We start from the raw sequence: 12,027 nt of genomic DNA, 5'->3' as shown, positions 1-12,027 counted from the left end.
TCCCACAACTACAGCAGAAGTTAACTGATGCACTCCTTGCCATCACTCCTGAGACGATTGCTTCTCTCACTTCTTACAATTTCATCCTTGAAGCTTTATTTAGCGCAGCTTCATAAAGAATTGGTATTAGAGAGGAACTCTTCACACTGTTTAAATTACAGTTAATTAATTATTAAAAAAATAATAAAATATTGTAATTTTTATACAAAAAGCGATCGCATTATTTATGCGATCGCTTTTTATTAGAGTTTTATTTATTAACCTACCTTGGTGTTAAATGCCGTCTAGGTGATACACCTGGATTAATTACTGATGCCATTTCTTCATGAGACAATTTAGCAATCTCTGTATCTAACTCCGCAAGCGTGAAGTGATAACCACGCTCGTTAGCAATCTGCAAAAATGTTTCTGGGTCGTCAGTGGCTTTTAGTTTTGCCTTTAATCCTTGGTCTTGTTGTACAGACTTAAAAAATCGAGCAGCGTTTTCTTGTGTCATTGCAGTACAACTCCTAATTTATTTGCAGTCATTGATTCACTAGCTTTAAGCACATAGTCAATTGACGTAGAAGAAATCTCACACTTTAAATATCAAGTCCGCTAAAGAGCCAGCTACTTTTGAGCATAACGTTTTCGGCTCTTAACTTCATCAAATCTTGACACAAATTAACCTATTTGTAAGCTAGTCAACTTGCAAATAATTAATTATGTGCTATGTAGCAGCGCTAATCTGCCTGGATCGCGATCTAAACAGTCCGAAGAATTTTATAGTAGTAGTTGCTGCTTGCGGGAAATATTTGTGAAAGCGATTACTCTATTAGGTTCTACTGGCTCTATCGGTACCCAAACATTAGATATTGTGGCTCAAAACCCCAATTTATTCGAGATTGAGGGCTTAGCTGCGGGGCGAAATGTAGAAATGCTGGCGGCGCAAATTCGCCAATTTCGCCCAAAAATAGTTGCGATTTGCGATGAGACAAAGTTACCAGAATTAAAAGATGCGATCGCATCTCTCGATTACAAACCTATACTACTAGCCGGAGAAGCGGGAGTGGTTGAAGTTGCCCGTTATGGCGAAGCTCAAACCGTGGTTACAGGTATAGTCGGCTGTGCGGGTTTATTACCAACTATTGCAGCAATTGAAGCAGGAAAAGATATTGCTTTAGCCAATAAAGAAACATTAATTGCTGGTGCGCCCGTAGTTTTACCTTTAGTAAAAAAACACAACGTCAAACTATTACCCGCCGATTCCGAGCATTCAGCCATATTTCAATGCCTCCAAGCCGTCCCCGAAGGTGGATTGCGGCGAATTATCCTGACGGCATCCGGGGGCGCTTTTCGAGATTTGCCTGTAGAGAAATTGGCTACTGTTAAAGTTGCTGATGCCTTAAAACATCCCAACTGGTCAATGGGACGAAAAATTACGATTGATTCGGCTACTTTGATGAATAAAGGGCTAGAAGTAATTGAAGCTCATTTTCTTTTTGGTTTAGATTACGATCGCATTGAAATTGTTATTCATCCCCAAAGTATTATTCACTCGCTCATTGAGGTGCAAGATACATCGGTTTTGGCACAACTTGGCTGGGCAGATATGCGTTTACCATTGCTTTACGCTTTATCCTACCCCGCTCGCATTTACACCGACTGGGAGCAGCTAGATTTAGTCAAAGCTGGTAATTTGACCTTCAAAGCGCCCGATCATGACAAATACCCATGTATGCAACTAGCTTATGCCGCCGGGAGAGCGGGGGGTTCTATGCCTGCGGTATTAAATGCCGCTAACGAGCAAGCTGTAGCCTTATTTTTAGAAGAACAGATAGAATTTTTAGATATTCCACGCTGTATAGAATGGGTATGCGATCGCTTTTCTGTTGATAATCGCCCAAATCCTTCACTAGATTACATTATCGCCGCCGACAACTGGGCAAGACAAGAAGTATTAGCAGCAAGCCAAGAACTTACAAAAGTCTTTATATAGTTTTTGACAACACTTTTCAATTAATATCACAGTCGGCTGAAGCTGACTTCGGGCATTAACCTGGGGTTTTAACCCTAGGCGGGAGTTAGCCGGGATACAGGAAACTAAACAAATCTGCTACCGACAATTGCCAGTCTTTAAGCGCATCTAACACAGGTAAAATATCTTGTCCTTCCTGCACTTCTGGTAGCTGGTTTGGTTGAAACACTGTCACCGCCTCACCATCAGGATCGATAAACCAACCTAGTTTTGTGCCGTGATTGAGACAAAAGGTAATTTTTCTAATAATACTGCTGGGCGATTGGTCTGGGGAAAGAATTTCAATTATCCAATCTGGAGGAATTTCAAACTTATTGGCAATACTTCCATTAGGTAGTAGGGGAATACGCGACCATTCAAAAACCGTAACGTCTGGAACTATTGCACTACCGCCAAACGTGCAACGTAATTCAGGAAATGCGTATCCTATTTTCGATGGTTTGGCAATCTGATTGATGGCAGTAATCAAACTGCCTTGTAAAATGCTATGTTTTCCTTGAGGCATGGGTTTTTGGTAAACTTGACCGTTGATATATTCACTAGCTGGCTTTGTTTCCGGCAGTTGTAAAAATTCAGCTAGAGAAATTTTTGCAGTGGAATCAGTTAATACCATTTAAGGCTCCTAAAGGGATATAAGACTCTCATTTTAACGAAGCTGCGCGATCGCGATATTATTCCTAACTTTGCTTTAAAAGTCTGAAAAGCAAAAATCCCAAGTCTACGAAGATGCTTTAGATCAAATTCAAGAACTTCAGCAGGAATTACGGGAAATTTTTTAAATCTAGTTAAAAAGTTTATATAAAGCTCTACCTCCCGCCGCGAGGTAAAGAAATTCCTTTAATTTTCTTAAATAATGACACGGCAAAAGAATCAGTCATTCCTGCAATATAATCAGTAACTTGTAATATTCTCGTGTAAATATCTTCTTGCTCTTTAAAGTTTGGAATTAGTTTTTTGATTAGGTAGCTTTTTGATAAATTTTCATCGCTAATCGCCGTAATAAATTCTTCTAGCAAACCGCCAATTACTTCGTATCCTGCTACTTTTACCTCTACAACTTCGCAAGACTCATAAACATTTTTGCGGGTAATATCAATTATTTCCTTTAGTTTCTCCCCTGATGCTATTTCTGTAGTTAAGGGAGTATCAAAAGTTCCATTTAAAAGCTTATTTTCGCAATCTAAAAATACTTGTTTAACTTCGGTAATTAATTTGTGAATTGCTTTAGCACGCAAGTATTTGATGTTTTCTTTCTCATCATTTACTATATCTAGCTTTTCATCCATCAAAATGTCATGTAGCAATGTAATTGCATCTTGATAAGTGATATAACCCATTTGAAAACCATCTTCCAAATCGACAATATGGTAACAGATATCGTCTGCCGCTTCAACCAAAAAAGCTAGAGGATGTCTGCACCACCAAGCTATTTTTTGATTGCGGGGTATCAATTCTACTTCTTCAGCTACTTGGGCAAATAAGGTTTTTTCAGACTGAAAAAAGCCATGCTTTTTAGTGCTTTTGTTATTATCAATAGCATTGTATTGTTTAAACAAACTATTATTAATTCCCGCTTCTCTAGGATACTTTGTAAATGTTGCCAGCATCGCACAAGTAAATTGTACGCCTTTTAGCGATGGTCTGTTTTCTAATTTTGCTAAAGTTCTAAAGCCTTGGGCGTTACCTTCAAATTTTTTAAAATCTTCTGTTTGATTAGTTGATAGTAAAGATAAAACTTTTTTAGCTTTTGCGCCTTTAAACCATTCTTGAATAGCATCTTCCCCTGCATGACCAAAAGGCGGATTACCAATATCATGAGCTAGACAAGCCGCCGCCACAATATCGCCAAAATCTCTTGCTTGAAAATCTTTTAATTCTGCATAGTGCCTTTTAATAACTTCGCTACCAACTAGCGTACCTAAAGTACGTCCTACACAAGAAGCTTCAAGGCTATGACTCAATCTGCTACGAATATAGTCATTTTCAACTAAAGAAAATACTTGAGTTTTATCTTTAAGTCTTCTAAAAGAGGAGGAAAAGATAATTTTATCAAAATCTTTTTCAAAAACCGTCCGTCCAGCATCAGGAATATTTGGTACAGCTTCTACCAAGCGACTACTAGATAAAAGTTTGTGCCATTGCATTGTTGAATCCATAATTTATACTCAACAGCCAGGACGAAGTTTTATCTTTAATAGTTTTATCTTTAATAGTAGAAGACTTTTGCGTTGAGAGAATACTAATGCCCCTTGAACTGATAATTTTAATCGCTGCTTTGGTCGTATCTTGGCTAGTATTTACGGCGTTAATCAAGATTGTAAAGACAACTGCTACTACAGCGATCGCGATCGCCGGAATCATTCTAGGATTACAGTTAGTATTTGGCATCGGTTATCAAGACTTGTGGCAACAAATATCTCAGCTACCACAATTGTTGTGGAATCTAGTTACTGGCGGCTAATTCCAGTCTTCGGCGGCTTTCATTTCTGTCTGTACTAAGTTATTTTTTAGTCCAACCCAGTCAAATTGTGGAGTATTGGGCAAGTCTTGAATTAATTGCCCATGTTCCAAGTACAAAACACGCTGACAAAACGTTTGGGCTAGTTCTAATTGGTGATTTACCATCACAATTGTAGTTTCACCCGCCGCCAAATTGGTCAATACTTGCAATAGTTGCGAAGCCCTACCCGCATCTAAAGCCGAAGTAGGTTCATCTAATAGCAAAATTTTGGGCTGTGTTACCAAAGCACGAGCGATCGCAACGGTCTGTCTTTGTCCTACCGAAAGTTGCACCTCAGTTCGCTCTAGCCACTCGTTGGGGATGTGCAATTGGTCGCTCCAGTACAATATTCTTTGTTGAATCTGCGCTGTCTCCAATCCCCGTAAACTGAGCGGATATGCCAAGGCTTGTTTTACCGTCATCCCTAGCAACTTAGACTCTTGTTGGACTAAAACAATTTGCTGGCGCAATTGAATAACCGGAATACTGCGATAATCTTGAGCTTCTAAGTAAATTGTCCCCGCACTCGGTTCGCTGAGACGATTTAACAGCCGCAGCAAAGAAGTCTTACCCGCACCCGAAGCACCAAGTAGACAAATGCGATCGCCTTTACTGACTTCAAAGGAAATATCTTTGAGTAAGTATTGAGAACCCACTGATGCAGATAGGCTGACTTTATCTAAGCGTAGTTGTGCTGTTTGCACGGATTACTCGCAAATATTTAGGTTAATTTTCCCAGAGCGATCGCATTGGTAATTGTCCAACCATCTACTAACAATAGCAGCAGCGTAAACCCTAATAAAATTAGATACATCCAAGGCTGCGCTAAAGGTCGAACATCAGTAGTATCAATGCCTGTTTTTGCCTGTACTTCGTTTACCAGTCGAGTAAAACCAGCAACGCGCATTGGTAACAAATAACCTTTACCGTCATTACTGAGAAAATAGTAAACCAAGCCACCTTGTCCAGTAGTACGCGGCTTTAATTCCTTAATATCCGACCAATCCAAAGACCAGCCTTTGCGGAAAAAACGCGGAACCCAACTAGGGTAAGTTACGGCAATAGTAAGGTCATCTAAAACTACTCTTTCGCTGAGGGCAGCATACAATGCGATTGCCCCCAAGCCAATCCCCACCCACAATAATGCAGGTGGGACAGGCGAACTTGTAACTTGCGACAAGAAAGGTAAAGGCAAAGTTAAAGCCGTATACAGACTTAAAAGCGTAATCCTAATTAAAGGAGACAGACGGAAAGTAACTGAATTCACAAAGGCGAGCGCAAAATAGTTATTTTAACGCCAACCATAAGAAATTAGTCTATATAGTCAGTGATGATTTGTTGTTCTGGTGGTCTATTGGTAGTGATTGGACGACTGCCATCTACTTCTAGAGTGTCATGGATTTCAAAGTCACTTTTACCAATTGGGCGATCGCCATCTTCGTTATAGGTAGAAGCTACTTCAAGGGTACTAGAATCAATAGGGCGATCACCGTCTTCGTTATAAGTATGGTCATACTCAAGATTACTAGCGCCAATCGGACGTTGACCATCTTCGTAAAAAGACGTTTGCGCCTGTACCTCGCCCGCAGCGATCGGACGCTGACCATCTACATCAAGTATGCCTACAACCTCAAGGTTATTGGGGTCTATAGGGCGAACACCAGCTAGATCAAAGGTTTTAGGAGTTTCATCGGTGTTTTCAGCTTTGCTTTTGCTATCTTTGTTTTCAGCTTTGCTTTTATTATCTTTGCTCATTTTTTTAGAAAAAATACTTTTGAAAAGTATCTTAGCTAGGAATGTATGCCTACACATCCCACAAAAAGAGGAGATTGCAAAGTTTTCATCCAGACAACCTTTACCCCAACGTCTAAAATAAGCTTGCGTTAATTTCGCAACCAAGCAAATAAGCTGTCTACAGTTAGCTTCAATTTACTGGCAAAAGACGGTACAGGTAGCCCATCTTCTGGATTTTCAAATACTTCTAATTGCTGGTTAGGCGCGTATACAAACACAGATTGCTCATCAGGATCGATTAGCCAACCTATTTTAGTTTCGTATTTGAGGCAGTGCAAAATATTTTTAGTAACTTTTGTTTGGCTTTGGTCTGGGGAGAGAATTTCAATCATCCAATCCGGCGCTAGTTGAAAAACGTTAGCAACTTCGCCACTTTCGTCGCGTGGTATCCTATCCCAAACAAATACTGACATATCGGGAACTATTGACCTTCCCCCAAATGTACACCTTAATTCTAGAAATGCTCTGGCGATATGTTGAGATTTGACAGTTTGATTAATAGCAGATCCTAATTCGCCTCTAATTGCGCTATGTTTCCCCTGAGGCATTGGTTTTTGGATAATTTGACCATCTATATACTCGCTGGCTGGCTTTGTTTCCGGTAACTGCAAAAAGTCATCTAATGTCAGCGATTTACTGGGAACTTGTACCATTTGAATTCGCCTCAAAGAGTTTCAATAAAATGGGCTTTATTCTTGATTATAAATTTTTGTCAGTTTAGCAAATTACCTTACGCAAATAGGTATGTAATATAGGGCTAAATTACAATTTTTGAACTTGACTTGAGCATCACAGGCTTTGTTCTGGCAATCTTGGCAAACTGCAAGAGAGTATCCTGGAGAATGAGAAACTGGTGTCGAGCAGATTGGGTAGGGAGGAGGAGATGATATTTTACTCATAATTTTATACTTCCTAGCCAATCTGCGATCGCATTACTTTGATGATTAACTCAATGCTGCAATAAGAGCAGGCTTATTCATCTTACTAGCGCCAGTAATACCTTTTTCCTTTGCTATTTTTTTAAGGTCGGTGACTGTCATTGTTTTAAAACTGCCTCTATCGCTGGTTTTTTCTGGAGTTATTTTAGCAACATCTGCCTTTGTCTCTTTTTCTAGTATTGGTTGAGGAGTTAGATAAAATACTTGGTTTAGAGCCTCAAGTTTTGCACCTTTAGTAATACCGCATTTTAGATCGATAATTTGATCTAACTTCTGCCAATACTGACGGGGAGCTTCATCAATTCTATTAGCTGCAACAGCTAGTTTAACGCTTTTGAGGGCGCTTCCAGGTTGCTCGATCGCATATTGCAATGCCGCAACTATTTCATCTCTGGATGCGGTAGAAAGATTAATTTTTGGTGTCTTTTCCTTGGCAAGAACTTGAGTAACTTCAGCCGTATCATCACTTTCATCAGCAATGATGCACCAAACTCTATCTAAGCCAGCTTCTTTGGCAACTGCATAAATAAAAGAGTTGGCAATTACTTCGTATTTATCTTTGCCTGTTTCTTTTACAAGCAAGGGAATCCAATTGCGATCGCCTTTTTCTTTAAGTAAACAAGCAGAAGCTTTAATCAAAAATTCAGGCGTATCAGTTCCTTCCCTAGGACTAATATCATCTAAATATATGTGCATTAGATTCCCAATATCGCTGAGGTTACTCATTGTAAAAAATACTCCTTAGCTAAATTTTTGTAATACTCATGAGCAAACTTATCTCTATACACCGCAGGAACACGAGCGAAAGCTGAACTTGCTATATTGGCATAACTCGGTACTTGATGAATATGCAAATCTTTCCTCGCATCTGTATATTTAGGATAGAAGTAAGGTGTCAAGTTAAACTTCTCTTTTTTAGCAGTTTTGATAATGTTAATAAGTTCCTGTTGAGCAACTGCTAACTGAGGGGGCGTAATCTTTTCACCATTGAAAAAGATTGGTAGGGCGATAGGGCTACCATCAAGCTTTGCAGCTTGTACTTCAGGGATAAATTTTTTGATTGCTGTAGCTGCATTCTCTAAAGAGAAAAGATTGTTATGCTTTGTAGGAATGAGAATAGCATCAGCCGCATATAAAGCTAACTGGCTAAATACTCGCCAGTTTGGAGGCGAATCTATCAAAATATAATCATACTCTTGTCTTAAAGATTCTAACTTGCGATAAAGAGTATTTAGCTTCAAATGATTGCGTAACTTATCTTCAGTTTCTTCAGCTAACCTTTTATCTGCTGGAATTACATCAAACCTAAGCTTAAAATTTCCTCTTTTAAAAATATACGGATGTATAATATCTCGAAGTTCTATGTCCCTTTCAACAAGAGCTTTATAAAAATTGTCAGGACTCAAGGGCAGACCAAGAGAATTTGTTAAATCTTGCTGATTTGGGTCAAAATCAACAGTTAACACTTTCTTTCCTAAAAAAGCTAAGATTCCAGCTAAATTAACTGTTGTAGTTGTCTTTCCTACCCCTCCTTTGTTGTTGTAAACCGCTATTGTTAAAGCCTTAGCTGGTTTCTCAATCTTTTGGCGAATTGCGGTAATAACTTCATCAATATTTTCTTCGCTAAGTTCAATACATTTAGTTGCTGGAAAAATTACCTTTCCATGCTTACGAAATAGTTGGATATGACATGAGTTGGTAATAATACCCCACTGTACTGTCTGACAATTAGGTGCAAGTAGGTATTGTTTTAATTGCTCAACTGTGTGGTGATATCTTACACCGTCATCAGATAAATTGATGTCTCTACCTTTTAACTCTATAAGCAAGTGTGGATCAGATTTGGTATGGATGAAAATATCATCTCCAATAGTTTTTCTAGCAGCTTTATCAACGGCTTTTGTTCCATTGCCAGTTTTGTATTCTGAAAGAATTTCATCCTGTTGAAATCCTAGCTCTTTCAGCAAGGTAGGCACAAAAAGGTCATTAACAGTGGGTTCTTGGGCTTGGTCGGGCAGACTTCGCCAGGCAGATCGAAGACTGGTAGTTGTCGTAGTCATTATGTACAGTGGCTTCCAACAAGGTTCAACTTTAGTATTCCCAATTTGCAAATAACTATTTACTATATTCGTAATTATTTCTTTGTTCCTTGTAGTTGCGTGATCGCCCCTTTTCTACCAGCTAAACTAAAAGTGAATTAATTTAGTGCGGATTGGAGCAAAATAATGCGATCGCCGCTTTTAAACCTCGATTTCTCTCAAGAAGAAGTCCTTACTCAAGTTTTCCCTCAATTTCCTCTGCTAACAAGCAAAAATGCCGGATGGAATGGCATTTATCTCGCCTACGACTATCAGCTTCCTGGCGAAACCCCTGAAGTTTCCGGCTTGCAACATGGAATAGGGATTTTCACAGAAGTACCAACACCGATTAAAGTAGAAAGAAAAATAGGCGATGTCTTTCGCTACGAACAAGTTTTGCAAGGAGATATTGTTGTTGTCCCCGCAGGTATTACTAATCGAACCTAGTGGTACGATTCCGGTGGGGTAATTATGTTGGGTTTTGAGCCAGGGATTTTTAATTACGCTATTTATGAGCTAGTTGAACCAGAAAAAGTAGAACTTGCTCCCCACTTTGCCACCCCCGATCCGTTAATATGTCAGCTAGGATTGACGCTGAAGGCAGAACTAGAATCAGATGGATTGGGTAGCAAGCTTTATGCTGAAACCATTGCCAGTCTTCTCGCCGTGCATCTGTTACAGCATTATTCTATTCAAAAACCAGTAAGTGAAGCACTCCAACCTGCTTCGCTGAGGTTGGAGCTTCCAACTTTGGCTAACAGAGACGGTTTTATTCGTCCTCGGAGCTTCCCACTTCATCAGCCGATGCCTCTACCATCTAGTGACGATTTTGGACTTACTCAGCCTCCATAGGCAGCCGCCCTCCTTCCGAAGGCAGAAATATTTGTTTTTTCTTGATTTAGAACTCTTGTATGAAAAGTTACGTTATTCGCCTTTCAAGTTCAGTGCAGTCTCTAGCCTTTTTGTCTGCTCTGTAAGCGGTTCGCCGACTGCGGCTACGTCCTCTCTCCCAACTAGAGCTTTGGGTATATGTATAATATCGTACCTAAAAATGAAAGTCAATATAGATTGGTAACTCCTTGTAAGTCGTTACCCACTATCCATCTCCTCCCTGCTTACGCTGAGGGAGGAGAATTCCGCGAAAGCCAGTTAAAAACTATAGAGGTGGCTTGCCTAAATACAAGTTGCAGCAAGTTATAGACTACATTGATGCTTATTTGGAGCAGCCTTTGGGATTAGAAGAACTAGCTCAATTAGTGCAGATGAGTCCGGCTTACTTTTCGCGGTTGTTCAAGCAATCTACAGGGCTTGCACCGCATCAGTATTTGATTCAATGTCGTGTCCATCGTGCTAAACAGTTACTTATTAAAGGTAATGCGATCGCAGATGTTGCTTATAAAGTCGGTTTTGCTAATCAAGCCCATCTCAATTATCACTTTAAGCGCTTGCTCGGAGTTACGCCAAAAAAGGTGCTGAAAAAATAGTCAAAAACTTGTAAAAAAAGAAAGAATCTGAAAGACAGCCAAATATTCACCGCCGATACTAAAGGCAAATATTGAGGTTATGTTATGTCTAACACAGATACACCGCAAATTATCAATCAGTGCGATCGCCCGCAAGTGACGCAACAGTTATCCGAGAACGTTGTCCTAACGACCGTTGACGACCTCTATAACTGGGTCAAAATGTCTAGCTTGTACCCCTTAATATTTGGGACTGCCTGCTGTTTTATTGAATTTAGTGCCATGCTGGGCGCTCGTTTTGACCTCGACAGATTCGGGATGTTTCCCCGCATAACTCCCAGACAAGCCGATTTGCTAATTACGGCGGGTACGATAACCATGAAATATGCCCCGGTTTTGGTGCGCCTCTACGAACAAATGCCCGAACCTAAGTATGTAATTGCTATGGGTGCTTGCACAATTACTGGGGAATGTTTAGCACCGATTCGCCTAGTGCAGTGCGGGGAGTAGATAAGTTGATTCCTGTAGATGTCTACTTACCTGGATGTCCGCCAAGACCAGAGGCGATAATGGATGCACTAATTAAACTGCGGAAAAAAATTGCTAACGAAAGCCTAATAGGGCGATCGCACGTTTCCCAAGTTCACCGTTATTATAGTTGCGTTCATAATATGAAAATTGTCCCAGAAAGCCATACCGGGCAATATCTCAATAGTCCGCAACGACAAGAACCTTTAGAAATTGCCGAATCGCCCTCAAACCCTGCACTGCCAAATACTGCCGAACTTCAGGCTGTGCAAAGATTCTAAAATTGAAACTGAGTGCTAATTTACAGGTAATGCGATCGCACTTCACCATCCTATGACTGCCCTAATCCTCAACTTAAGTCCCACAATTGAGCTAACCAACGAGCAGTTTTTCCAACTGTGTCAAAACAATCAAGATTTGCGAATTGAGCGCACAGCACAGGGAGAACTAATTATTATGCCGCTTGCAGGATGGGGAAGCGGAAGCCGGAATGCGAAACTGATACTAAGTTGTGGTCAGAGGTAGTAGAGTATTAAATAAAGAAAACTTTGGCAAAGATAAATGTATAGGAGTCAAGTAACCCAAGCCTGTCCTCATCTAGACCTAGAGACAGTCAAGCAGAGAGTAAAGTTAGCGTCATCCCATTGGGAAAAACAAAAATGGCTGGTGATATACAATGCACTAGCCGCCCCCAGAACCTCCGCAGAGA

At 40.1% G+C, this 12,027-nt stretch carries 14 protein-coding genes and 2 pseudogenes; 7 read left to right on the top strand and 9 right to left on the bottom strand.

The genetic code is table 11. The features are described from left to right. Positions 1–262: 262 nt before the first annotated feature. A complete protein-coding gene (locus AC2VE5_RS21205) occupies positions 263–496 on the bottom strand; it encodes a Nif11-like leader peptide family natural product precursor (protein WP_486889668.1) in 234 nt (77 codons plus the stop codon). A 300-nt stretch (positions 497–796) separates the two neighbouring features. On the opposite strand from AC2VE5_RS21205, the gene dxr reads away from it, so the two are divergent. Then, on the top strand, positions 797–1,978 hold the full coding sequence (gene dxr, locus AC2VE5_RS21200; RefSeq protein WP_486889666.1) for a 1-deoxy-D-xylulose-5-phosphate reductoisomerase: 1,182 nt from the start codon (positions 797–799) through the stop codon (positions 1,976–1,978). An 85-nt stretch (positions 1,979–2,063) separates the two neighbouring features. On the opposite strand, the gene AC2VE5_RS21195 is transcribed toward dxr, so the two are convergent. Together AC2VE5_RS21195 and AC2VE5_RS21190 are read right to left on the bottom strand one after the other, a co-directional pair. Then, complete coding sequence (locus AC2VE5_RS21195) at positions 2,064–2,630, bottom strand: Uma2 family endonuclease (protein ID WP_486889665.1); 567 nt, start codon at positions 2,628–2,630, stop codon at positions 2,064–2,066. A 193-nt stretch (positions 2,631–2,823) separates the two neighbouring features. Beyond that, positions 2,824–4,161 carry a deoxyguanosinetriphosphate triphosphohydrolase gene (locus tag AC2VE5_RS21190; RefSeq protein ID WP_486889669.1) on the bottom strand — a complete coding sequence of 446 codons (1,338 nt, stop codon included), beginning with the start codon at positions 4,159–4,161 and terminating at the stop codon, positions 2,824–2,826. A gap of 98 nt (positions 4,162–4,259) precedes the next feature. On the opposite strand from AC2VE5_RS21190, the gene AC2VE5_RS21185 reads away from it, so the two are divergent. Next, positions 4,260–4,478 (top strand): hypothetical protein, encoded by a 219-nt coding sequence (locus AC2VE5_RS21185; RefSeq protein ID WP_486889664.1) that lies wholly within the window; start codon positions 4,260–4,262, stop codon positions 4,476–4,478. Here AC2VE5_RS21185 and AC2VE5_RS21180 read toward each other — a convergent pair. The 6 genes from AC2VE5_RS21180 to AC2VE5_RS21155 form a co-directional block, all read right to left on the bottom strand. Beyond that, a complete protein-coding gene (locus AC2VE5_RS21180; protein ID WP_486889663.1) occupies positions 4,475–5,221 on the bottom strand; it encodes an ABC transporter ATP-binding protein in 747 nt (248 codons plus the stop codon). The two genes, AC2VE5_RS21185 and AC2VE5_RS21180, sit on opposite strands and share 4 nt — an antisense overlap. A 17-nt stretch (positions 5,222–5,238) precedes the next feature. Next, the gene (locus tag AC2VE5_RS21175; protein WP_486889662.1) at positions 5,239–5,784 is read right to left on the bottom strand and encodes a hypothetical protein; all 546 of its coding nucleotides are present in this window, start codon (positions 5,782–5,784) and stop codon (positions 5,239–5,241) included. Positions 5,785–5,828: 44 nt separating this feature from the next. After that, entirely contained in the window at positions 5,829–6,272 is a 444-nt protein-coding gene (locus AC2VE5_RS21170) for a hypothetical protein (RefSeq protein WP_486889661.1), read from the bottom strand. 128 nt (positions 6,273–6,400) lie between these two features. Further along, entirely contained in the window at positions 6,401–6,964 is a 564-nt protein-coding gene (locus AC2VE5_RS21165) for a Uma2 family endonuclease (protein ID WP_486889660.1), read from the bottom strand. Between the two features lie 291 nt (positions 6,965–7,255). Further along, positions 7,256–7,975 carry a Rho termination factor N-terminal domain-containing protein gene (locus tag AC2VE5_RS21160; protein WP_486889659.1) on the bottom strand — a complete coding sequence of 240 codons (720 nt, stop codon included), beginning with the start codon at positions 7,973–7,975 and terminating at the stop codon, positions 7,256–7,258. Then, entirely contained in the window at positions 7,972–9,309 is a 1,338-nt protein-coding gene (locus tag AC2VE5_RS21155) for an AAA family ATPase (protein WP_486889658.1), read from the bottom strand. Before AC2VE5_RS21155 ends, AC2VE5_RS21160 begins: the two co-directional genes overlap by 4 nt. Before the next feature lie 165 nt (positions 9,310–9,474). On the opposite strand from AC2VE5_RS21155, the gene AC2VE5_RS21150 reads away from it, so the two are divergent. The 5 genes and pseudogenes from AC2VE5_RS21150 to AC2VE5_RS21130 form a co-directional block, all read left to right on the top strand. Then, positions 9,475–9,774, top strand: coding sequence for a hypothetical protein (locus AC2VE5_RS21150; RefSeq protein ID WP_486889657.1), 300 nt, complete (start codon positions 9,475–9,477; stop codon positions 9,772–9,774). Positions 9,775–9,798: 24 nt separating this feature from the next. Beyond that, positions 9,799–10,179: a hypothetical protein gene (locus tag AC2VE5_RS21145; RefSeq protein WP_486889656.1), complete on the top strand. Its 381-nt coding sequence runs from the start codon at positions 9,799–9,801 to the stop codon at positions 10,177–10,179. A gap of 317 nt (positions 10,180–10,496) precedes the next feature. Then, positions 10,497–10,811 carry a helix-turn-helix domain-containing protein gene (locus tag AC2VE5_RS21140; RefSeq protein ID WP_486889655.1) on the top strand — a complete coding sequence of 105 codons (315 nt, stop codon included), beginning with the start codon at positions 10,497–10,499 and terminating at the stop codon, positions 10,809–10,811. Between the two features lie 84 nt (positions 10,812–10,895). Next, a pseudogene (nuoB, locus tag AC2VE5_RS21135) lies at positions 10,896–11,599 on the top strand (NADH-quinone oxidoreductase subunit NuoB). Positions 11,600–11,651: 52 nt separating this feature from the next. Further along, positions 11,652–11,819, top strand: a pseudogene (locus tag AC2VE5_RS21130) (Uma2 family endonuclease); the annotation flags it as partial. Positions 11,820–12,027: the final 208 nt, after the last annotated feature.

It is taken from the genome of Aliterella sp. E5.1, assembly GCF_057473825.1.
The sequence above is the reverse complement of the archived record's forward strand: the minus strand, read 5'-3'. Positions and strand labels throughout refer to the sequence as shown.